General features: G+C 66.2%; 19 protein-coding genes. 12 read left to right on the plus strand and 7 right to left on the minus strand.

All coding sequences use genetic code 11. The annotated features are described in order from the left end of the window. Positions 1 to 59: 59 nt before the first annotated feature. From EET13_RS10225 to EET13_RS10240, 4 genes are all read right to left on the minus strand, one after another. On the minus strand, positions 60 to 836 hold the full coding sequence (locus tag EET13_RS10225) for a reverse transcriptase domain-containing protein (RefSeq protein WP_211189050.1): 777 nt from the start codon (positions 834 to 836) through the stop codon (positions 60 to 62). Positions 837 to 1,378: 542 nt separating this feature from the next. Beyond that, positions 1,379 to 1,741, minus strand: coding sequence for a hypothetical protein (locus tag EET13_RS10230; RefSeq protein WP_122442186.1), 363 nt, complete (start codon positions 1,739 to 1,741; stop codon positions 1,379 to 1,381). Then, a complete protein-coding gene (locus EET13_RS31320; protein WP_122442187.1) occupies positions 1,738 to 2,118 on the minus strand; it encodes a helix-turn-helix domain-containing protein in 381 nt (126 codons plus the stop codon). Before EET13_RS31320 ends, EET13_RS10230 begins: the two co-directional genes overlap by 4 nt. Positions 2,119 to 2,427: 309 nt before the next feature. Beyond that, positions 2,428 to 3,123 carry a (2Fe-2S)-binding protein gene (locus EET13_RS10240; RefSeq protein WP_122442230.1) on the minus strand — a complete coding sequence of 232 codons (696 nt, stop codon included), beginning with the start codon at positions 3,121 to 3,123 and terminating at the stop codon, positions 2,428 to 2,430. A 171-nt stretch (positions 3,124 to 3,294) separates the two neighbouring features. On the opposite strand from EET13_RS10240, the gene recA reads away from it, so the two are divergent. Genes recA through EET13_RS10260 form a run of 4 tightly spaced genes read left to right on the plus strand, consistent with a single transcriptional unit; the run spans position 3,295 to position 7,078 of the window. Further along, positions 3,295 to 4,344, plus strand: coding sequence for a recombinase RecA (recA, locus tag EET13_RS10245; RefSeq protein WP_122442188.1), 1,050 nt, complete (start codon positions 3,295 to 3,297; stop codon positions 4,342 to 4,344). Continuing rightward, positions 4,301 to 4,840 (plus strand): recombination regulator RecX, encoded by a 540-nt coding sequence (recX, locus tag EET13_RS10250; protein WP_425293665.1) that lies wholly within the window; start codon positions 4,301 to 4,303, stop codon positions 4,838 to 4,840. Before recA ends, recX begins: the two co-directional genes overlap by 44 nt. A gap of 41 nt (positions 4,841 to 4,881) precedes the next feature. Next, a complete protein-coding gene (gene miaB, locus EET13_RS10255) occupies positions 4,882 to 6,480 on the plus strand; it encodes a tRNA (N6-isopentenyl adenosine(37)-C2)-methylthiotransferase MiaB (protein ID WP_168990739.1) in 1,599 nt (532 codons plus the stop codon). Then, positions 6,464 to 7,078, plus strand: coding sequence for an Rv2732c family membrane protein (locus EET13_RS10260; RefSeq protein ID WP_122442191.1), 615 nt, complete (start codon positions 6,464 to 6,466; stop codon positions 7,076 to 7,078). The genes miaB and EET13_RS10260 overlap by 17 nt, the downstream gene beginning before the upstream one ends. 18 nt (positions 7,079 to 7,096) lie before the next feature. Here the strand turns inward: EET13_RS10260 and EET13_RS10265 are convergent, their stop codons facing one another. Next, positions 7,097 to 8,443 (minus strand): DUF349 domain-containing protein, encoded by a 1,347-nt coding sequence (locus EET13_RS10265; protein ID WP_122442231.1) that lies wholly within the window; start codon positions 8,441 to 8,443, stop codon positions 7,097 to 7,099. A gap of 211 nt (positions 8,444 to 8,654) precedes the next feature. Then, positions 8,655 to 10,448, minus strand: a complete 1,794-nt coding sequence (locus tag EET13_RS10270) for a serine/threonine-protein kinase (protein WP_122442192.1) — start codon at positions 10,446 to 10,448, stop codon at positions 8,655 to 8,657. Between the two features lie 591 nt (positions 10,449 to 11,039). On the opposite strand from EET13_RS10270, the gene EET13_RS10280 reads away from it, so the two are divergent. From EET13_RS10280 to EET13_RS10310, 7 genes are all read left to right on the plus strand, one after another. Beyond that, the gene (locus EET13_RS10280; protein WP_122442194.1) at positions 11,040 to 11,942 is read left to right on the plus strand and encodes a DMT family transporter; all 903 of its coding nucleotides are present in this window, start codon (positions 11,040 to 11,042) and stop codon (positions 11,940 to 11,942) included. Between the two features lie 449 nt (positions 11,943 to 12,391). Next, on the plus strand, positions 12,392 to 13,417 hold the full coding sequence (locus EET13_RS10285; protein ID WP_168990740.1) for a DMT family transporter: 1,026 nt from the start codon (positions 12,392 to 12,394) through the stop codon (positions 13,415 to 13,417). Positions 13,418 to 13,504: 87 nt separating this feature from the next. Further along, positions 13,505 to 14,203, plus strand: a complete 699-nt coding sequence (locus EET13_RS10290; protein ID WP_122442195.1) for a class III extradiol ring-cleavage dioxygenase family protein — start codon at positions 13,505 to 13,507, stop codon at positions 14,201 to 14,203. After that, entirely contained in the window at positions 14,200 to 15,129 is a 930-nt protein-coding gene (gene miaA, locus EET13_RS10295; protein WP_122442196.1) for a tRNA (adenosine(37)-N6)-dimethylallyltransferase MiaA, read from the plus strand. The genes EET13_RS10290 and miaA overlap by 4 nt, the downstream gene beginning before the upstream one ends. Positions 15,130 to 15,133: 4 nt before the next feature. Beyond that, entirely contained in the window at positions 15,134 to 16,018 is an 885-nt protein-coding gene (gene dapF, locus EET13_RS10300; RefSeq protein ID WP_122442197.1) for a diaminopimelate epimerase, read from the plus strand. Positions 16,019 to 16,064: 46 nt separating this feature from the next. Further along, entirely contained in the window at positions 16,065 to 17,510 is a 1,446-nt protein-coding gene (gene hflX, locus EET13_RS10305; protein ID WP_122442198.1) for a GTPase HflX, read from the plus strand. A 68-nt stretch (positions 17,511 to 17,578) separates the two neighbouring features. Further along, on the plus strand, positions 17,579 to 18,739 hold the full coding sequence (locus EET13_RS10310) for an acyl-CoA dehydrogenase family protein (protein WP_122442199.1): 1,161 nt from the start codon (positions 17,579 to 17,581) through the stop codon (positions 18,737 to 18,739). Positions 18,740 to 18,746: 7 nt separating this feature from the next. Here the strand turns inward: EET13_RS10310 and EET13_RS10315 are convergent, their stop codons facing one another. Next, entirely contained in the window at positions 18,747 to 19,925 is a 1,179-nt protein-coding gene (locus EET13_RS10315; RefSeq protein ID WP_122442200.1) for a TerC/Alx family metal homeostasis membrane protein, read from the minus strand. Positions 19,926 to 20,215: 290 nt separating this feature from the next. On the opposite strand from EET13_RS10315, the gene EET13_RS10325 reads away from it, so the two are divergent. Beyond that, the gene (locus EET13_RS10325; RefSeq protein ID WP_211189051.1) at positions 20,216 to 22,432 is read left to right on the plus strand and encodes an LGFP repeat-containing protein; all 2,217 of its coding nucleotides are present in this window, start codon (positions 20,216 to 20,218) and stop codon (positions 22,430 to 22,432) included. The last annotated feature ends 29 nt before the right edge of the window (positions 22,433 to 22,461 follow it).

Below are 22,461 nucleotides of genomic sequence, written 5' to 3' on the forward strand. Positions count from 1 at the left end.
CTGCCGTTACCAGCAACGCACGTCGGGGCGAGGACCGATCCGCGGACACCGATCGGGGACTACACCATCGACATAATCGAACCTCCCTCGGTGCATCCACTCACAAACGTGCGACCTCGCGTCGCACTGCCGCCCTGGGGCGTGCCGGCGTCGGAATCCCTGACCGTCCCGTCGCCGGACATGATGCCGGCCTTCAGGAACGCCTTGATCAGGGCCAATACACGTTTATCGACGATCCGCTGACGGACCTGTTCCATGATTGCGGCATGGGACAGTTCGTCGAAACACGCTGTGATGTCTGCCTCGAAGACCCAGTGATAGTTCCGGGACCCCAAAGTGTGAATCTCAGCGATCGCGTCCTGAGCGCGACGTCTGGGACGGAAACCGTAACTGACCGGTTTGAAATCCGCCTCAAAGATCGGCTCCAACACCAACAGCAACGACGCCTGCACCGTGCGGTCCATCGCCGTGGGGATGCCGAGGCGTCTGAGTTTGCTGCTGCTCGGTTTGGGAATCAATCTCTCCCGCACCGGAAGTGGAGCAAATGTCCGAGGCTTCAGCTCGCCTCGTACTTGACCCAGAAATGCCACCGTCTCGGCGTTTCCTGTGATGGACGCAGGTGCCAGCCGGTCAACACCGGCCGAGCGTGCGCCCTTATTACCCCGCACCCGCTCCCACGCGACGGTGAGAAAATCCGGGTGGCAGACAAGGTTGAACACATCGTCAAAACAGCGGTCGGAATCCTCGACCGCCCAGTGGTGCAGCTTGCGTTGCATCTGTCGTACCCGCCATGCCGCCTGATCGGGATCGGGCCATGCCAGCTCACCGGTATTCACCAGTGCCTCCGTTCGTGACTTGCTCGCTGCATCAATTCCGCTGGGGCCCTTGGCCATGTGCGGGGCTTTCCCCCGCTCGGACTACTACGGCCCCTCCGCCCCACCACGTGGCCATCGACAGACGACGTATCAACCCGAGCCATTGGCCTCTGGCTGAGGCCGATGCTCGGGAGCCTCGTGGTGGTTCCCACGTTCACTGCGAACCGCTCGAGGAGGGAGGTGCCCAGCTATGCCCCTGCGACATCGCCACAGCTACGCCGCAGGCATTCACCGTGGCCTCCGGCGACAGCGACCTAAACCGCAACCGGAGTTCCCAACATCGCAATACCGACGATGTTGGTGCGCATCGCAATCCAGCCCGAATCCACCGGGTTAGAGCTGGCGGAAGACTTAAGAGGCGTTAAAGCACTGGTTCCTCGCGCACACCTTCTCCTCATGCTTGCCGGACCCAGACCATCCGGTAGTCCTAGTCTGTCCCGTCGTCGTCGGGGCTGCTTGCCACCCTTACCGGCGTCTCCCGGTTCGGGCTGCCCCCAGCTTCGCTATGCTGCTGCGACAGCACAACGGCGCAGGTCTCTCACCTCTGCTCGGTCACACAGCGCCTCGTGGCGCACTAAATCCCCTTCCCAATGTCCGGGGATCGCGCGGTCATCGGCTTCGGCGGGACGCTCACTGATGTTGATCATTCCCTTGAGCTTGCCGACGCCGGTTGGCTTGCGGCCCTGCGACTTTCGCTGAGTACGGCCGGTACGCAGCGCGTCTTTGACCAGCCGGGCCAATTCCCCGCGCGGCTGGACATACATGGCTTGATAGATCGTCTCGTGTGACACCCACATCTCCCGATCATCGGGGAAGTCCGCGCGCAGCCGGCCCGCGATCTGCTCGGGACTGTGCCGCTTTCTCAAGCCTTACAGAACCGCCTCGAGCAGGGCGGGGGGCATCCCCCGAGCTTGCGCGCCTTCGGGCGTTTAGCGTTGGCCTCAGCCACGTCTTGTCCGACCCGCGCACGGTATCCCGAACCCGTGGCGCCGCGCCCAACCTCTCGACCAATCGTCGAGCGATCTCGCTCCAACAGGCGGGCCGCCGCGGCCTGGGAATGTCCTGCCTCAAGCAGCTGCTCCAAGCGGCACCGCTCCAGAAATGACAACAAACGCCCGGATGGCACGACAAGCTCTAGACCAGCGGGAAAAGGTGTTCTCGGCACAAATCCAGCTTGCGCGACCCAGCACCGCGCAGCGTTTTCTGACACACCGGCGACCACCGCAGCTTCCGTCGGGGTCATCCCCGTGCGCAGTGCATCCCAGAACGCCTGTGGATGGGCCGAATACCGCGTACCGCAGTGCTTGGGATTCCTTTGATACCCCGCAGCCTTGGCCCACTTTCGGCCCGTCGCACCCGCCGACCCCGGCGACGGTGGCAGCCGCCGTCGGTGACAAACCCGACTCCAGCGCCTTCCAGAACTCTTCGCGAACCGCCGCCACCACCTCGACGGCAAGCTTCACACCATGACCTCGAAAAGCCACAACGCAACACCCTCTCAATCAATCAGGTGTTGCAGCGACCACTTGAGCCCAAGGCCCACAACACGCGCTCACCGCGGGTTCGATGCACTGGAGGCAGACTCGCCACGCTCAAGCGGGCAATCGCCGCATGTCGATCCCGCCGGCACCCGATAGAACAGGCAGCAGCTGCGCCGCTTGAAGCCGAGGTTGGGGCCGGTGAGCACACCGGTGGCGGCCATCCTGCCGATGCGCAGCAGGGAAGTGGTGGTTTCGACGATCGGCATCCGCAGGTCGGGCCGTAGCGACAGCAGCACGCGGGACGTTCCGACCAGTGCCGACGCGATATTGCCGCATAGCAGGCCGGGGGCCAACTTGACCTCAAGGCCGGCCGCGAACTGTTCCATGTGGTCGCGCACGACAACGCGGTACAACGCGTCCGGGAGCTCCGGGGGAGCCGGCACAGGCTGGCCCACGGGCTCGGGAAGTCTGAGTTGCGCGGTGTCGTCGGCGCGTTGCAGGTCGCTCAGGTCCGGCAGCACGCCGTGGGCCAGCGCGCAGGCCAGCACCGGCGACCACAGCCGGGCGGCGTGGCCGAGATGAACCAGCGAGGCGCCGATCCTGAGTTCCGCGGTGCGGTAGCGCCGGGCGGTTGCCTCGACCAAGTCGGCGAACCCGTCGGAGTAAGACTGGACGACGGGATGCCATCCGGTACCGTCTGCGCCCGTGCTCAATGCGAAAAAGCCGCCATATGTAGCGATTTCGGCGAGCTCCGCGGAGATATCCATGTCGTCGTCAACAGCTGATGTCGCCATGTTCGGCGTGTCCACTTGAGTCGAACAGGTGTTCGGCTACTGTGGTGAACATTGGCGAAGGGTCAACTTGTCGGTGGCCTTCTCTAGTGTCACGGCCAACCGACCGATACCGGTCAACCGAACACCGACTATAGGAGAGGCACCATGGCGCAAGCCCCCGATCGTGAGAAAGCTCTCGAATTGGCGATGGCCCAGATCGAGAAGAGTTACGGCAAAGGTTCGGTGATGCGCCTCGGCGACGAGGTGCGTCAACCGATATCTGTCATTCCGACCGGGTCCATCGCACTGGACGTCGCCCTGGGTATCGGCGGCTTGCCGCGCGGCCGGGTGATCGAGATTTACGGTCCGGAGTCTTCGGGTAAGACCACCGTGGCCTTGCATGCGGTGGCCAACGCGCAGGCCGCCGGCGGTGTTGCGGCGTTCATCGATGCTGAACACGCGCTGGATCCGGAGTACGCCAAGAAGCTCGGTGTGGACACCGATTCCCTGCTGGTCAGCCAGCCGGACACCGGTGAACAGGCGCTCGAGATCGCCGACATGCTGATCAGGTCGGGGGCGCTGGACATCGTGGTCATCGACTCGGTGGCGGCGCTGGTTCCGCGCGCGGAGCTCGAAGGTGAGATGGGGGATAGCCATGTCGGCCTGCAGGCCCGGCTGATGAGCCAGGCGCTGCGGAAAATGACTGGCGCGCTGAACAATTCGGGAACCACGGCGATCTTCATCAACCAGCTCCGCGACAAGATCGGGGTCATGTTCGGATCGCCCGAAACGACCACCGGCGGAAAGGCGCTGAAGTTCTACGCGTCGGTGCGCATGGACGTGCGACGGATCGAGACGCTCAAGGACGGCACCAATGCGGTCGGCAACCGCACCCGGGTCAAGATCGTCAAGAACAAGGTGTCGCCGCCGTTCAAGCAGGCCGAGTTCGACATCCTCTACGGCAAGGGCATCAGCAGAGAGGGCTCCCTGATCGATATGGGTGTGGACCAGGGTTTTATCCGCAAGTCCGGGGCCTGGTTCACCTACGAGGGCGAGCAGCTCGGCCAGGGCAAGGAAAATGCCCGCAACTTCCTGATGGAGAACGTCGACGTGGCTAACGAGATCGAGAAGAAGATCAAGGAAAAGCTTGGCATTGGCGCAGTGGTGACCGATGACCCCTCAAATGACGTCTTGCCCGCCCCCGTCGACTTCTGAGCCATCTCGCGAAGAGCAGGCGCGGGCGCTGTGCCTGCGCCTGCTCACCGCGCGATCACGGACCCGGGCCGAGCTATCCGGCCAGCTAGCCAAGCGTGGATATCCAGACGACATCAGCAACCGGGTGTTGGATCGGCTAGCCGCTGTTGGTTTGGTGGATGACACCGACTTCGCCGAACAGTGGGTGCAGTCCCGGCGAGCCAACACGGGAAAAAGCAGGCGCGCCTTGGCTGCTGAGCTGCATACCAAGGGTGTGGACAACGATGTGATCACAACGGTGCTGGCCGGGATCGATGCCGGCGCCGAGCGGGCGCGGGCTGAGCAACTGGTGCGGGCCCGGCTGCGAAGGGAGACACTGGGCGAGGACAACAGGGACGAAACGCGGGTCAGCCGCCGGCTGGTGGCGATGCTGGCCCGCCGCGGCTACAGCCAGACCGTGGCATGCGAGGTGGTCATCGCCGAGCTGGCCGCAGAACGGGAGCGGCGCCGGGTCTAGGCGACCCGACGCGAACCGTCCGGTCGCCGTACCATGGCCCCGTGACTTCGACGGTGGCCCAGCAGTCTCAGGCTGCGGATGCAGCGGTCAACGCCGCGCCTGCTGCGGTGCGCACCTATCAGGTGCGCACCTACGGCTGCCAGATGAACGTCCACGACTCGGAGCGCTTGGCCGGCCTGCTCGAAGCTGCCGGTTACCAGCGTGCCGCCGACGGCACAGATTTTGGAGGCGCCGACGTCGTGGTGTTCAATACCTGCGCTGTTCGCGAGAACGCCGACAACAAGCTGTACGGCAACCTCAGTCACCTGGCCCCGCGCAAGCGCGCCAATCCGGAGATGCAGATCGCGGTCGGGGGTTGTCTGGCACAGAAGGATCGAGACGCGGTGCTGCGCAAAGCGCCCTGGGTCGACGTCGTCTTCGGGACGCACAACATCGGGTCATTGCCCACGCTGCTCGAGCGGGCCCGGCACAACAAGGTCGCCCAAGTCGAAATCGCCGAGGCGCTGCAGCAGTTCCCGTCCTCGCTGCCGAGTGCTCGCGAATCGGCTTACGCCGCTTGGGTTTCGATTTCCGTCGGGTGCAACAACAGCTGTACCTTCTGCATCGTTCCGGCGCTGCGCGGCAAGGAGATCGACCGCAGTCCGGAGGACATCCTGGCCGAGCTGCACTCGCTCGTGGATGCCGGTGTGCTCGAAGTCACGCTGCTGGGCCAAAACGTCAACGCCTACGGTGTGTCGTTCGCCGACCCCCTCCTGCCCCGCAACCGGGGCGCATTCGCCGAATTGCTGCGCGCCTGCGGCCAGGTGCCTGGGCTGGAACGTGTCCGGTTCACCTCACCACATCCCGCCGAGTTCACCGACGACGTGATCGAGGCGATGGCGCACACACCCAATGTCTGTCCCGCCCTGCACATGCCCCTGCAATCCGGCTCCGACCGAATTCTGCGTGCGATGCGGCGGTCTTATCGCGCCGAGCGCTATCTCGGCATCATCGAACGGGTTCGTGCGGCGATGCCGCACGCTGCCATCACCACCGACCTGATCGTGGGCTTTCCCGGGGAGACCGAGGAGGACTTCGCGGCCACCCTCGACGTGGTGCGTCAGGCCCGTTTCTCAGCCGCGTTTACCTTCCAGTACTCCAAACGCCCCGGTACTCCGGCCGCCGGCTTCGACGGGCAACTACCGAAAGCCATCGTGCAGCAACGGTATGAGCGGCTCATCGAGCTGCAGGAGCAGATCTCACTCGAGGGCAACGCAGACATTGTGGGGCAGACCGTTGAGGTGCTGGTCGCCACCGGTGAAGGACGCAAAGACAGCCGTACGTCGCGCATGAGCGGACGGGCGCGCGACGGGCGACTGGTCCATTTCAAAGCGGGCGATCGGCAGGTGCGTCCCGGCGATATCGTCACCACGAAGGTCACGGGCGCCGCCCCGCACCATCTCATCGCCGACGCGGGGGTCATCACTCACCGCCGCACCCGCGCCGGGGACGCCTACGCCGCCGGACAGCGATCACCCGGAGTCGGCCTCGGAATGCCCGGTATCGGACGCCCGGTCGCCGCCGAACCCGTGGGTTGGAGCGCCGGGTGCGGTCCGGCGGTCGATCCGGGTAAGGGGCTTTGCGATGAACGGAGAAGTTGACGTGGCAGATTTTGACGCCTACCGGTCTGAAATCGAGGCGGCAGAACGCCGTGTTGCAGGTGAGATCGAGCCTGGCGCAAGGGGTTTCGTGGTCGCGGTTCTGGTGTTCGTGCTGCTGGGATCCTTCATCTTGCCGCACACCGGCAGCGTGCGGGGTTGGGACGTACTGTTCAGCAGCCATGGCGCAGGCGCCGCAGCGGTCGCGTTGCCGTCGCGGGTCTTTGCATGGTTGGCGCTGATTTTCGGCGTCGGCTTCTCGATGCTGGCCTTGATGACCCGGCGCTGGTCACTGGCCTGGATCGCGCTGGTGGGGTCGGGACTGGCCAGTGCCACCGGGCTATTGGCGGTGTGGTCGCGCCAGACTGTCGCCGCAGGTCACCCCGGGCCGGGTAGTGGCCTTATCGTCTCGTGGATCACCGTGATGCTGCTGACGTTCCATTGGGCACGGGTGGTGTGGCAGCGCACCCTGGTGCAACTCGCGGCCGAAGAACAACGTCGCCACTTGGCGGCTCAGCAACAATCCCAATCGTTGTTGGACAGCCTGGACCCGCCCGGCGAGCCCCGCAACGGCACGGCCACCAACGGCGGTGACCACTAGCAGACCACTAGGAGACCACTAGGACCTACGGCTCAGGGCGTCGGCGGCAGCTTCGGCCCATTGCCGCCACTGTTCGGCATTCGCCTTGGCCTGTTCGGCTTCCTTGGCCTTGCCGGCCGCCGCGGCCTTCGCAGCCTGCTGCTCGAATTGCTCGGCGCGGGCGCGGAACTGCTCGGCGCGGGCCTGGGCCTGCGGGTCCGCCCACTCCGATTCGCCGGCATCGCGCACCTTCTTTTCGACCGCGCGCAGGCGACGCTCCAACTCCGCGGAGCGTTCCCGCGGCACCCGGCCAATCGCATCCCACTTGTCGGCAATGGATCTCAGCGCCGCCCGGGCCGTATCAAGGTTGCTGGTGTCGAGCTTTTCGGCCTGGGCCAGCAGTGCTTCTTTGGCCGCGGCATTGGCCTGCAGCTCGGCATCCTTTTCCGCCGTCGCGGCATTGCGAGCCGTAAAGAAGGAATCCTGGGCGGCCTTGAAACGGCGCCACAAGGCGTCGTCGACGTCCTTACTGGTCCGTCCGGCGGCCTTCCATTCGGTGAGCAGTTTGCGGAATTCCGCGCTGGTGGCTGTCCAGTCCGTCGAATCGGACAGCTCCTCGGCGCGTTCGCAGAGCCGCTCCTTGGTCTGCCGCACACCCGAACGCTCCCGGTCGAGTTCGGCGAAGTGGGACCCGCGCCGGCGGTTGAAGGTCTCCCGGGCCGCCGAGTACCGCTTCCACAGCGCATCGTCGACCTTGCGGTCCAGACCGGTGATCGTCTTCCATTCGTCGAGGATGGTCCGCATCCGATCACCGGCGGCCTTCCATTGCGTGGAGTTGGCAGCCAACTCCTCGGCTTCGGCGGCCAGCGCCTCCTTGCGCGCAGTCTGTGCGGCTCGGTGCTCGTCGCGTCGGGTGCGCTCGGCTGCGACCATGGCCTCGGCCCGCTCCCGAAGAGAGTCCAGTCTTTGCGCAAGCGCGTCGATATCTCCCAATACGCTTGCCGTGGGTAAGGTCTCGGCCACTGCTATGGCGTTGGCCCGGATCTTGCGCGCATCGCCGGTGCCCGAGGCCAGCCGCTCTTCCATCAGCGTGACCTCGGTGCTCAAGTCGTCGAAGCGCCTGCCGAAGTGTGCAAATGCAGCTTCCGCATCGCCTGCCTGCCAGGTGCCGACGACGCGCTCACCGGCCGCGGTGATCAGCCATACCGTCCCATCGTCATCAACCCGCCCGAAGCGGTGCGGATCGCTGTGCGGGGGTGCCGCCACCGGGTGGCGGAGGGACCGTGACACCGGACCTGGCCGCGGTCCCGGACGCGGCACGGGACCCGGAACCGGCCCCGGCACCGGTGGGTGCGGTTCGCTGCCGCGGGGCTCGTCAGCCGTCATGTGCTCGTCACCTACCCTTTGCACCCTTCGCGCGTCGAATACCCGCGCATCTGCCGCGCGAAGCGGCACCCGTACGGCCGGCAGCTCTTCGATGACGGCCCGATGTGTCACCAGGGTCTCCGACCGGTTCCAACAGTATTGAAGCAGCTTGCCGGGCCGTGCGCCGCCACCTTATCGGTGTCGTCTCCGTGTCAACGGATCGCCCCGCCGCTCACCAGTGCTTTTTCCACCATGCGTAGAGCTGGTCGAGGTTGGGTCCCTCGGGATCGCCCTGGGCGAGGCAGATCATCAATTGGGCCTCATTGGTCCACACCACGGTGGGGCTGCTCTCTTGGACCGCGCAGAAGACCATGCCGCTTACTTGTGGGCTGTCGGGACGGTGCCAGCCCGTCGGTGACTTGGTTTCCCCGGGGCAGTTGACCATGATGTCGGTTCGCAGGAGTCCGTCGAAGAATTGGCGCAAGGTGGCGGTTTCCCCGAACAGCGTATAGATCGCCCGGGATGGCCCGCCGGCGTCGACGTTCTTGTCGCAGATGACTCTGGCCAGCGCGTCTTTGGGCGGCAGGAAAGGCCGGCACGTGCCTGGTGCGTAGCCCAACGGCAGCAGGCTCAGCAGCCGGGCCAACGCGTCTGCGGACGCCGTCGAAGCCGGAGACGTCGGTGCCGGGGAGGCCGTGACGGTCCGGGGAGCTGACGTTGTGTTCGGCCGAACGGTAACCCAGATGCCCTGCACTGCGAAAACGAGCACGACGGCCAGGGCGGCGGCCGCAAGCAGAATCCACGGGTTGCGCAGCCGCCCGGCCCATGACGGCGCGACCCGGCCGGAAGGCGGTGTGCCATCGGCCTTTTGCGGTGGTGGTTGCGGCTGTGGTGGCAGCGGCGGAGGTTGCGCGGGTGCGCTGCTGGAGACACCGGACCAGGAGCTGATGTCGGGGCCAGACGACGAAACGTTCACCTCCGACGTCGGAAGTGACGGAAGTGCTTGCGGCCCGGACACGTTGAAGTCCGGGTGCGCTGTCGCCGCTACCGGGGTGGCCGCCGATGGCGTGCCGGTCGAAAGCACCGCGTAGGTGACGCCGGTAATGTCGCCTTCAGCCAGCGCGTCGCCGTAGAGGCCGCCCGCCTCCTCGCTGCGCTTGAGGATGCGAAACTCCTGGGCCTGATGCGGTGCACTGAGCGCCTGATGAGCCGCCTGCGCCAAATCACCCGCGCTTGCGTAGCGGTCCTCCGGCCGTTTGGCCATCCCCCGGGCGATCACCGCGTCGAAAGCGGTGGGGATCCCCGGGCGCAACTGGCTGGGGCGTGGAATCGGCGCCATCAGGTGGGCGGTGATCAGCATGCCGGCGCTGTCGGCACGATACGGCGGCGTGCCGGTCAGGCACTCGTGCAGCACACAGGTCAAGGAATAGATGTCGGCGCGGTGCGTCACCTCGGCGTCGGAAAATCGTTCCGGGGCCATGTATCGCCAGGTGCCCACCGCACTGCCGAGCTGGGTCAGTTTCTCGTCGGTTGCCGCACTGGCAATCCCGAAATCCACCAGGTACACGAAGTCGTCGCGGGTGACCAGAATGTTCTCCGGTTTCACGTCGCGGTGCATCACCCCGGCCGCATGGGCGGCGTCCAGCGCCGAGGCCACCTGGTGTACCAGGGCCACCGCCCACGGCGGGGTCACCGGGCCGAACCGTTCCAGCAGCAGCGCCAGGTGGGTGCCCTCGATCAAGCGCATGTCCAAATACAGTTGCCCGTCGATTTCTCCGTAGTCGTGGATTGGCACCACGTGCGGTTCCTGCAGCCTGCCCGCATTGCGCGCTTCGCGTTGCATCCGCATGCGGAACACGGGATCGTGGCTTAGCGACTCCGACATCAACTTCAGCGCCACCACTCGCTGTCTGACGGTGTCGACAGCCTCGTAGACCTCGCCCATGCCGCCGCTGCCCAGCAATCGCTTGAGGTAGTAGGGCCCGAACCGGGTACCCACTCGCGAACCTCGCGCGGAGGCACTCATCGCCGACTCCTCAAACCAACGGGTAATCGCACCAGCAAGCCACACTCACCGGCCGACCTGCTGACCGCATACCCCGGTCTAGCAATCATGACGGTAATTGCTTGCTATAGCGGGCGCACCAAAAATGAAGCATCCGTCCCACAGCTGCAATCGTTCCGTTAGCTGGGGACGCTCGCCCGGGCTGCCGGCGGGCAGGCGTGATCGACAACCCCGGCGCGGTAGCCGGACCTGCGGGAAGGTGCGGGCAGCATGACTGACGCCCGATTTGTGGCCGGCGACGGCGAATCCCGCGTCGACCGTGTCACCGGCGTCAGCGGGGTTGCTCGCGGTCGGTGCGGACCGTGGGCTGGTTTGCTGTCTCGAGCCGGATTTTCGGCTGTGCGGTGCAGCGGAAATTGACCGCGCGGTCATTCGCGACATCACGAACATCGGGGGGTTGGGGCCGGCAAAGTTGCGGCGCCGGCGGCAATTGAAGCATTTCGAATGGAAAGTCCCGTTGTGATGCTTAACCAGCCGCACAAGAGTCATTATTGAACAACTGTGTAGCAGACCTTTGTCGGAACGCTTCCGGCCGTTCGCAGGGAGGTCATCGTGGCCCACGTCGAGTTCGCGACATTGCTCGCGCTGGGCGCTGCGTTGCTGGCCGGCGTCGGGTATGTGACCCTGCAGCGGTCTGCTCAGCAGGTCACCGACGAGGACGTCGGACACTTCACGTTGTTTCATCTCTCGCTGCGCCATGCGCTGTGGTGGCTGGGCAGCATGGCGGCCCTGGGCAGTTTTGGTCTGCAGGCTGTGGCACTGACCATGGGGTCGGTGGTGTTGGTGCAATCTTTGCAGGCTACGGCGCTGCTGTTCGCCTTGCCGATAGACGCTCGGCTGACCCACCACCGGTGCACCGCCAGGGAGTGGATGTGGGCGGTGTTGCTGGCCGGCGCGGTTGCGGTCATCGTTCTGGCGGGCGATCCGGCGGCCGGCCACGCCCGAGCTCCGCTGTCGGCCTGGGCGGTCGTCGCGATCGTGTTGGTCCCCGCGGTGTTGCTGTGCGTGGTCGGCGCACGGGTCTGGTCGGGTTCGGTGGCGGCGGTGTTGCTGGCACTGGCATCATCGGCGGCGTTGGCGGTGTTCACCGTGCTGACCAAGGCAGTGGTGTCCGAACTGGGTCACGGCTTCCCGGCGATGTTTCGGGCCGCCGAGTTTTACGGCTGGCTGGCGGTCCTGCCGATCGGGCTGATGCTTCAACAATCGTCGCTGAGGGCCGGTTCGCTGACGGCATCGCTGCCGACGATAACGGTGGCCAGACCGGTGATCGCGTCAGTTCTGGGGGTCACCGTGCTCGACGAGGTGATCCACTCGGGCGAAGGGCAGCTGTTCACGCTCGCGGTTGCGGTGGCGGTGGTGATCGTCGCGACCGTGGCGCTCGCCCGTGACGAGGCCGCCATGATGACCGCGCCGGTGAGCGACCTGAACGTGCCAGGTCAGCTTGCGGTCTCGTAATGGCTGTCGCTATCCGAGCCGCACCGGCTTTTCGGTGATCGGCCAGGAGGCCGGTAACGGTTCGGTTGCCGTTGGGCGTGGGCGCGCGACGACTTTCCAACGAGCGGTAGCGTGGCGCGGGACATCGGGGAGTCGGCGGCAAGGGGGCCGCAGGCCGGAACCAGCAGGTGTTCGCGGTGCGGCCCGTCTGGTGGGAACGGGCGGGGGATGGATCCCGGCGGCCTTCGGATCATGGTGGTTTCACAGCTGCGGCATAGCCGGGCACAGCTCGTGCACAGGTCGTCGCGGAAGTATTCGGAGGCGAGGAACGGGCAACCAGCAAACCGCATCTGCGACCAGAAATGTGAGCAGCGCCATAGGATTTCCAGTGAACTGCTAGCGAACAACGGGTGTACGTCAAGCTGGCCGGGGGAACGCTGGTAGGCGAGCGGAGAGGTGGAGGGTCGGCCATGTCCAAGGTTGAGATCGCCGCGGTAATCGCGTTGTGCGCGGCGCTGGCATCGGCGGTGGGCGACGTGATTCGTCAACGATCCGCTCAGGAAATCACCGACAAGCAGGTGGGCCACCTGAAGCTGTTCGGACTTTCGCTGCGCGACACCCGGTGGTGGCTGGGCGGCGGGGCCGCAGTTCTCAACTACAGCCTGCAGGCGTTGGCCCTGGCCTGGGCGTCGGTGATGCTGGTGACCGCGCTGCAGGTCACCGCGCTGCTGTTTGCCCTGCCCATCTACGCGCGGTTTGCGCATCACCGGATCACCCGTTGGGAATGGATGTGGGCGGTGGTGCTGGCGGCCGCCTTGGCGGTGGTGATCATCGTCGGCGACCCGGCGGCCGGCCACCAGCGGGCACCGCTGCACACCTGGATCATCGTCGGTGTGGTGTTGGGCCCCATCTTGGTGCTGTGCGTCCTTGCGGCCCGCGTATGGGTTGGTCGCCCGCAAGCGGCGGTGTTGCTGGCGGTGGTGTCGGGTGCATCGCTCGCGCTGTTCGCCGTGCTGACCAAGGGAGTGGTCGAAGTCGCTGAAGACGGCCTGGGCGCGGTGCTGCGGGCACCGGAGTTCTATCCGTGGCTGCTGGCGGCATTGGCCGGCATGATCTTCCAGCAATCCGCCTTTCGCGCTGGTGCCCTGACCGCCTCACTGCCGACGATCACGGTCGCCAAGCCCGTGGTGGCGGCGGTCCTGGGCGTCACCGTGCTCGACGAGACCCTGGAAGCCGGCGGCCCGGAAGCGATTGTGCTGGTACTTGGGGTGGCAGCGGTGATCACTGCGACCGTTGCGCTGGCTCGCGGCGAAGCCGCGACGATGGTCGCTCAGAGCGGGCGCGACACGATACCGGCGTCGCCGCCGGCGATGTCGGCCACGCGTGATTCTGAGGCCGGTCAGGTCGCCGATACCGGTCAGGTCGCCGACCCCGTCGTCGTCGCCGATCCCATCATCGTGGTAGACGGCCCGGTCTGGGGATCCTCCTCCGCCTGATCCTGCCGGCTATGGGCCGCCACCGGGTCCGCACGCCCGCTCGCGGACCGTTGGGTCCGCGTGCCGTCGACACGTTAGTTTGGTGGCGTGCTGGGCGCCATCGCGATCGTTCCGTCCGCGCCCGTGCTCGTTGCCGAACTCGCCGGGCCGGCGGCTGACGAGCTGGCCGACATCCGCGCTGCGATGACCACCGCGGCGGCGATGTTGCCGCCGCGGTGGATTGGCGTTGGGGTGGGCCCCGCCGACGCGGTGGTGGGCCGTGGTGCCGTCGGCACGTTCGCGGGTTTCGGTGCCGACGTCGGTGTCCGGCTCTCGCCACCGCGCGACGACGACGCACCCGGACCGCCGGCTGAACTGCCCCTGTGCGCACTGATGACGGCTTGGGTGCGGGGCCGGGCGTGCCCGGAGGCCACCGCACAGGTCCGCGTCTATGCCGACGACCACGGCCGAGGCGCAGCGCTGGCCCATGGCAGACAACTGCGTGCCGAGATTGACCGGGTGACCCAGCCGGTTGGCGTGCTGGTCGTGGCGGACGGCGTCAACACGTTGACACCGCGGGCTCCGGGCGGTTACGACCCTGGCGGCGCCGACGCCCAGCTGGCCCTCGACGACGCACTGGCAGCCGGTGACGTGGCGGCGCTGCACACGTTGCCCTCGCGGGTCCTCGGTCGGGCGGCATTTCAGGTACTGGCCGGCCTGACCGAAGGAGGGCCGCAGTCAGCCAAGGAACTTTACCGGGGGGCGCCCTACGGGGTGGGGTACTTCATCGGCGTTTGGCAGCCATGAGGCCACTGGCGATCATCGGTCCGACGGGAACCGGCAAATCGCAACTGGCGCTGGATATCGCCGCCCGGCTCGCCGGCGAGGCGAGCGCAGAAATCGTCAACGCCGATGCGATGCAGCTCTACCGCGGCATGGACATCGGGACTGCCAAATTGTCCGTCGAAGACCGCCGGGGCCTCCCGCACCATCAACTCGATGTCCTCGACGTCGCCCAAACCGCGACCGTCGCACGCTACCAACAGGCCGCCACGGCCGATATCGAGGACATCCTGGCACGGGGAGCGCTGCCGATCGTAGTTGGCGGCTCGATGCTGTATATCCAGTCGCTGCTCGACGACTGGTCGTTTCCGGCCACCGATCCCTCGGTGCGCGCGCAATGGGAGCAGCGGCTTGCCGAAGTCGGGGTGGGCGAGTTGCACGCCGAGTTGGCTCGCCGTGACCCGGCCGCGGCCGCAGTGATCCTGCCCACCGATGCTCGCCGCACCGTGCGCGCGCTCGAGGTGATCGAGCTCACCGGGCGGCCCTTCGCCGCGTCCGCGCCGCGCATCCGCGCGCCGCGGTGGGGCACCGTCATTATCGGATTAGACTGCACCACAACGCTTCTCGACGAGAGATTGGCGCAGCGAACCGACGCGATGTTCGAACAGGGCCTGGTTGCCGAAGTACGCGCGCTGCTCGCCCAGGGCCTGCGGCACGGGGTGACTGCCGCACGCGCGCTCGGTTATGCGCAGGTGATCGCGGCGCTGGACGCCGGCGGGACCGCTGCCCAACTACGCGAGGCCCACCAGCAGACGTACCTGGGCACCCGTCGCTACGTCCGGCGGCAGCGGTCTTGGTTCCGCCGGGATCACCGGGTGCAGTGGCTGGATGTGAGCTCGGCCGGCGGCCTGGTGGACCGCGCTCTGCACAGCTGGCAAGACGTATCCTGATCTGGTGATGTTCGCCAAGGGCCACGGCACCGAGAACGACTTCGTGCTGTTGCCCGACCTCGAGGCCCAGCTGGTGCTGTCGGCCGCTCAGATTGCCGCCTTGTGCGACCGTCGCCGGGGCCTGGGCGCCGACGGGGTGCTTCGGGTCACCACCGGGCAAGCCGCCATGGCAGCCGGTGTGCTCGACCGCCTGCCCGACGGCGTCGGCGGCGCCGAGTGGTACATGGACTACCGCAATGCCGACGGGTCGGTGGCGCAGATGTGTGGCAACGGCGTGCGGGTGTTCGCCCACTACCTGCGGGCCAGCGGGCTGGAGCGCCGCGACGAATTCGTCGTCGGATCGCTGGCCGGGCCGCGGCCGGTCACCGTCCACAGCGTCGATCAGACCACCGCCGACATCGCCGTCGATATGGGCAAAGCCAACCGGCTCGGCGCAGGTGAGGCCAGGTTCGAGGCTGTCGTCGGTGGGCGACGGTTCACCGGCCTGGCCGTCGACGTGGGCAACCCGCACCTGGCGTGTCTGGACCCCCGGCTGACGGTTGCCGAACTGGCGGCGCTGGACGTTGCTGCGCCGGTGAGCTTCGATGCCCGGCAGTTCCCCGACGGCGTCAACATCGAGGTGCTGACGGCTCCGGCCGACGGCGTGGTCTGCATGCGGGTTCACGAGCGCGGGGTGGGGGAGACCCGATCCTGCGGCACCGGCACCGTCGCGGCCGCCGTCGCCGCACTGGCCCACGCCGGGACCGAGACCGGCACGCTCGCCGTGCGCGTGCCCGGCGGCGAGGTCACGGTGACCGTCACCGATGCCACCAGTTTCCTGCGCGGGCCGTCGGTGCTGGTGGCCACGGGCGAAGTCAGCGGGGAATGGTGGCGCGCCCAGCAGCGTTAATTGAGGTGCGCGACACCGATTCGGCGTGCACTATTGCTAATTGCCTATGACATATCCCGAATTTCCCCAGCAAGACCAGTCGGCGCCCAGCACCGGCGAACTGGCCCTCGAAGACAGATCCGCGCTGCGCCGTGTCGCCGGCTTATCGACCGAACTCGCCGACGTCTCCGAGGTCGAGTACCGCCAGCTGCGCCTGGAGCGTGTCGTACTCGTCGGCGTGTGGACCGAGGGCAGCGCCGCCGACACCGAGGCCAGCATGGCCGAGTTGGCGGCACTGGCCGAAACCGCAGGCTCGGAAGTGCTGGAGGGGCTTATCCAGCGCCGCGACCGCCCCGACCCGTCCACCTACATCGGCTCGGGCAAAGCCGAGGAACTCCGCGAGATCGTCCTGGCGACCGGCGCAGACACCGTCATCTGCGACGGAGAACTCTCCCCGGCCCAGCTCACCGCGCTGGAGAAGGCGGTCAAGGTCAAGGTCATCGACCGTACCGCGCTGATCCTCGACATCTTCGCCCAGCATGCCACCAGCCGTGAAGGCAAGGCCCAGGTCTCGCTGGCCCAGATGGAGTACATGCTGCCGCGGCTGCGGGGCTGGGGTGAGTCGATGTCGCGGCAGGCCGGCGGCCGCGCCGGTGGCAGCGGCGGGGGAGTGGGCCTGCGCGGTCCCGGTGAAACCAAGATCGAGACCGACCGGCGCCGCATCCGAGAGCGGATGGCCCGGCTGCGACGTGACATCAAAGAGATGAAACAGGCCCGCGACACCCGGCGCAGCCGCCGGCTGCACAGCGACATGCCGTCGATCGCCATCGTGGGCTACACCAACGCCGGCAAGTCCAGCCTGCTCAACGCACTGACCGGGGCCGGTGTTCTGGTCCAGGACGCCTTATTTGCGACGCTGGAACCCACCACGCGGCGCGCGGAGTTCTCAGACGGGCGCGCATTCGTGCTCACCGACACCGTCGGGTTCGTGCGCCATCTGCCCACCCAGCTGGTCGAAGCGTTCCGCTCGACCTTGGAAGAGGTCGTCGACGCGGATCTGCTACTGCACGTCGTCGACGGCTCCGACGCGAACCCGCTGGCCCAGATCAACGCGGTGCGTCAAGTGATCTCCGAGGTGATCGCCGACCACGGCGCTGACGGCGGAGCCGCGCCGCCCGAGCTGCTGGTCGTCAACAAGGTCGACGCCGCCAGTGACCTGGCGCTGGCCAAGCTGCGTCACGCGCTGCCGGGCGCGGTATTCGTCTCGGCCCGTTCCGGAGACGGTATCGACGCGCTGCGGCGGCGGGTGGCCGAACTTGCCGCTCCCCCCGATACATCGGTGGATCTGCTGATCCCGTATCACCGCGGTGACCTGGTGGCCCGCCTGCACACCGACGGGCGGGTCGAGGAGGCCGAGCACCAGCCGGAGGGTACCCGGATCAAGGCCAGGGTGCCCCAAGCGCTGGCGGCCAGCCTGCGCGAGTTCTCGGCCGCAGCTGCACCACCGGCCTAGCCAGCTGCCGACCAACCGGCTGGTTGGTATATGTTGGGCAGCAGAGTTGTCTTCGCCGGAGGTCATTCATGGGCAGTGCCGTCAAGTACCAGCGCACACTTTTCGAACCCGAGCACCAGTTGTTCCGCGAGTCCTACCGGACTTTTCTGGACCGCCACGTGGCGCCTTACCACGACGAATGGGAAAAGGCCAAGATCGTCGATCGTGGGGTGTGGCAGGAGGCCGGCAAGCAGGGCTTCCTCGGCATGGCGGTGCCCGAGGAATACGGCGGCGGGGGTAACGACGACTTCCGATACAACACGGTCATCACCGAGGAGACCACCCTCGGGCGCTACAGCGGAATCGGCTTCGGGTTGCATAACGACGTCGTGTTGCCGTATCTCTTGGCCTTGACCACCGAAGAGCAGAAGCAGCGCTGGTTGCCGAAATTCTGCAGCGGCGAGCTGATCACGGCGATCGCGATGACCGAACCTGGCACCGGCAGCGACCTGCAGGGCATCAAAACCCGCGCGGTCAAACAGGGTGATCACTACGTGCTCAACGGGTCAAAGACATTCATTACCAACGGCATCCACTCCGACCTGGTGATCGTCGTCGCTCAGACCGACCCCGACAAGGGCGCGCAGGGATTCAGTTTGCTGGTGGTTGAGCGCGGGATGGCGGGATTCGAACGCGGCCGTCATCTGGACAAAATCGGTTTGGACGCTCAGGACACTGCCGAACTGTCGTTCACCGATGTGGAGGTGCCGGCCGAAAACCTGCTCGGCGAGGAGGGGATGGGTTTCATCTACCTCATGCAGAACCTGCCGCAGGAGCGGATCAACATCGCGATCATGGCGGCCGCGGCGATGGAAGGAGTGCTGGAGCAGACGCTGCAATACACCAAGGAGCGCAAGGCCTTTGGCAAGCCGATCGGCAGTTTCCAGAACAGCCGGTTCGTGCTGGCCGAGCTCGCGACCGAGGCCACCGCGGTGCGCATCATGGTCGACGAGTTCGTGCGCCTGCACCTCGATGGCAAGCTGACCGCCGAGCAGGCCGCCATGGCCAAGTGGTATTCCACCGAGAAGCAGGTACACCTGATCGACCGCTGCCTGCAGTTGCACGGCGGCTATGGCTACATGCGCGAATACCCGGTTGCCCGAGCCTATCTCGATGCCCGGGTGCAGACGATCTACGGTGGCACCACCGAGATCATGAAGGAGATCATCGGACGCAGCCTCGGCGTCTAGCCCAGCCTCACCCGTGGGCTTCGTGCGCCTGGTGCGCCCGCCGTAACAGCGTCGTCAGCTCGGCTTCCTGCTTGGTCTGTTTGCGGTTTTTTTCTCCGAGTGAGCCGATCTCACGTTCGGCGGCCAGCAACGCCGCGAAGATCTTCTCCCGTTCGGCGGGGGTGGCCTCGCAATGCAGATCGAGATATTCCAGTGCGTGCCGGCGTGCCCGGGCAACCGCGTTTTGCCGGCGGCCGCGCGCCGAGAACACCGACGCCACGGTCGTGATCAACAGGACGCCGACTATCACTGTCAGCGATGTCGTCGTCGTGATCTCCACGATCGGCACCGGCTTGCCGTCATTGATGAAGGGAACGTTGTTGTCGTGCAACGCTTCCAGCATCAGCTTGACGCCGATGAAACCCAGGATCGCTGCCAGCCCGTAGGACAGATAGATCAGCCGATCCAGCAGATTGTCGATTAGGAAGTACAACTGGCGCAGCCCTAACAGCGAGAACGCGGTCGCGGCGAACACCAGGTAGACATTCTGGGTCAGTCCGAACAGTGCGGGCACGGAATCGAATGCGAACAGCACGTCACTGCCGCCGATGGCGATCATGACCAGCAGCAGCGGCGTCATGACCCGCCTGCCGTCTTCGACGACGAACAATCGGTCGCCGTTGTAGTCCTGGGATGTCCGCAAGAATCGATTGGCCAGCCGCAGGATCAGGTTGTCGTTACGGGTTTCGGGCTGTTCGGGTTTGGCGAGGTTGCCCGCCATGACCAGCAGACCCAGGCCGAACGCATAGAACGCCCAGTTGAAGTTGTCGATGAGGGCGGCCCCCAGCAAGATGAACCCGGTGCGCGCGATGAGCGCGAACGCAATACCGAACAGCAGCACCTTCTGCTGTGTCACCCGCGGAACCCCGAAGCTGCTGATGATCACCAGAAACACGAACAGGTTGTCGACGGACAGTGCTTCATTGCTCAAGTAGCTCGCGAAGTACTCGATCGCCATGCCGGCGCTGCCGAAGACGGCCACCGCGACACCGAACAGAACGGCGATACCGATGAAGATCGCCGACCATAATGCGGACTCCCGTAGCGTCGGGCCGTGCATGTGCCGTACGTGGAAGACGTAATCCACCAGCATGAGCGCCGCGATGAGGAGGATCGTGAGGGCCCAGACAACTACGGAAACACCCATGTCAGCCGGGTTTCCTCTCATCGGGTCAGTCGGGCTGGGCTCTCGGGCACGGTAACCTACAACCGGTGCTGGCCGAGCTGCGGTTCCTCGCGACACGCGCGCGATCCGGCATCATTTCGGAATCGGCTGGGTATCCGTTTTCGGAATATTTACGATTTGACTTCGCATTTGTCGTTCGCTAGAGCAAAGTAATGCGAGCCCGGCGACGATGCGGATCGTAGCTGGGGGACGGCCCACAGGTGGCAATCCACCAGCTCGCGGCGCGGGCAGGGCATCGGCTGGGAGGCTTGGTGAACGGGCAGAGAGGTCAATTGAGCAGGCTGTTTGGGCGCGCGTTGCTCAGCCTGACGGCTACGGTGCTGGCTGTCGGGCTGCTGGCGCCTACTGCGGCAGCGTCTCCAATAGGTGACGCCGAGGCCGCCATGATGGCCGCGTGGGAGAAGGCGGGGGGCGAGACCTCAACGCTCGGCGCCCGGAAGGGTGATGTCTATCCCGTAGGGGATGGCTTCGGCCTCGACTTCGATGGCGGCAAGATGTTCTACACCACGGATACGGGCGCCAAGTATCTGTACGGCCCGGTCCTGGCGAAGTATGAGGCGCTGGGCGGCCCGGCCGACAGCGATTTGGGATTCCCTACCATCAATGAGGTTCCCGGCCTCGCCGGCCCGGACAGTCGGGTGAGCACCTTTTCTGCCAGCGACAACCCGGTGATCTTTTGGACGCCCGACCACGGCGCGTTTGTTGTGCGCGGCGCGATAAACGCCGCGTGGGACAAGCTCGGCAGCTCCGGCGGAGTGCTGGGTGCCCCGGTCGCCGATGAAACCTACGACGGGGACGTTGTGTCCCAGAAGTTCACCGGCGGGGAAGTTTCCTGGAACAGGAAGACCAAGGAGTTCACCACCACCCCGGCGGTGTTGGCCGATCAGTTGAAGGGCTTGCAGGTGGTGCTCGACCCGACCGCGGCCATCAACATGGCCTGGCGCGCGGCCGGCGGCGCCGCCGGTCCGCTGGGAGCCAAGAAGGGCGCGCCGTACCCGATCGGCGGTGACGGTATCGCCCAGGACTTTGCCGGCGGCAAGATCTTCTTCAGTCCGGCCACCGGCGCGAACGCGGTGGAGGGCGCGATCCTGGGCAAGTATGAGCTGCTGGGTGGACCGGTCAGCAGCGACCTTGGTTTCCCCATCGCGAACGAATCCGACGGCGGCATCGCGCCGGCCAGTCGGATCGCGGCGTTCTCCGCCGCCGACAAGCCGGTGATCTTCTGGACACCTGATCACGGCGCGTTCGTGGTGCGCGGTGCGATGAAGGCAGCCTGGGACAAGCTCAAAGGCGCCACCGGCAAACTCGGTGCGCCGGTAGCCGACCAGACCGTTGACGGAGACGTGGTGTCGCAGAGGTTCACCGGCGGCAAGGTGTCCTGGAACCGCGCGAACAACACGTTTACCACCGACCCGGCGAATTTGGCGCCCTTGCTGACCGGGCTGCAGGTGTCCGGGCAGAACCAGCCCAGCACGTCGGCGGCGCCACCACATGGCAAGAAGTTCACCTGGCACTGGTGGTGGCTGGTGGCCGTGGTCCCCGTCGTGCTGCTGATTCTGATGTTCGTGCTGGTGGTGTTGGGCGTGCGCCGGCGGCGCACGGGGCAGCCCGCTGCCGCTTACGAGGCATACGAGCAAGACCAGGATCGCGAGGCCGAGGGTGGCTATGACGCCGGCGGCGGGCGCTGGCCGCACGATGACATCGATTTCGGCTCCGAAGATTTCCCGGCCGACGACCAGCACCTGCAGGAGCATCACGGGCCGGATGCCGGGGCCGCGCCGCGGGTCAGCTGGCCGCGGGGCGCTGCGACCAGCGGTGGTGTCGACGAGTACGCCTCCGGCAGCGAAGCGCTGTCCCCGTCCGAGATGGGTTTCGAATTCGAGGACGAAAACCCCGACGCCGTGGACACCACGCCGACGCCGATCGTGACCCGCGCCGACCTCGTGCAGGCGGCGGGTTCCGAGCCCGACGTTCCGGAGACAGTGACCGGGGAACCGGCGGTACCAGAAATTTATGCCCCCGAAGCCGTGGTCCCGGAGGCAGCGGCTCCCGATGTGGCCGTTCCGGAGACCGCGGTTGCCGAAGTCGCCTTCGACGTCTTTGCGCCGCGCGCTGCCGCCGCGGATGCTGACTCCACCATGGCGGACGACGTCCCGGAGGTCTCGGCTACCCAGAGCAGGACGGGTCGTCACGCTGCCGCAGAGCCTGAGGACGGGTCATCCGACGCGCCGGAACCCGCTCCGGCGCCCGTGGCTGCCGCCGCGCCGGGGCCAACGATACGACCGACCATCCACATGCCGCTGGACCACGACCCCTATCAGGCGCCGGAGGGATATCCGATCAAAGCCAGTGCCCGGTTCGGCTTGTATTACACGCCCAGCAGTGCGTTGTACTACGACACGCTCGCCGAGATCTGGTTCGCCAGCGAGGAAGCCGCCCAAGCCAACGGTTTCATCAAAGCGGACTAGCAATTGCCGGTCCCGGCGAGGTCGGGGTG

The organism is Mycobacterium attenuatum, assembly GCF_900566085.1.
GTDB classification, from domain to species: Bacteria; Actinomycetota; Actinomycetes; order Mycobacteriales; family Mycobacteriaceae; genus Mycobacterium; species Mycobacterium attenuatum.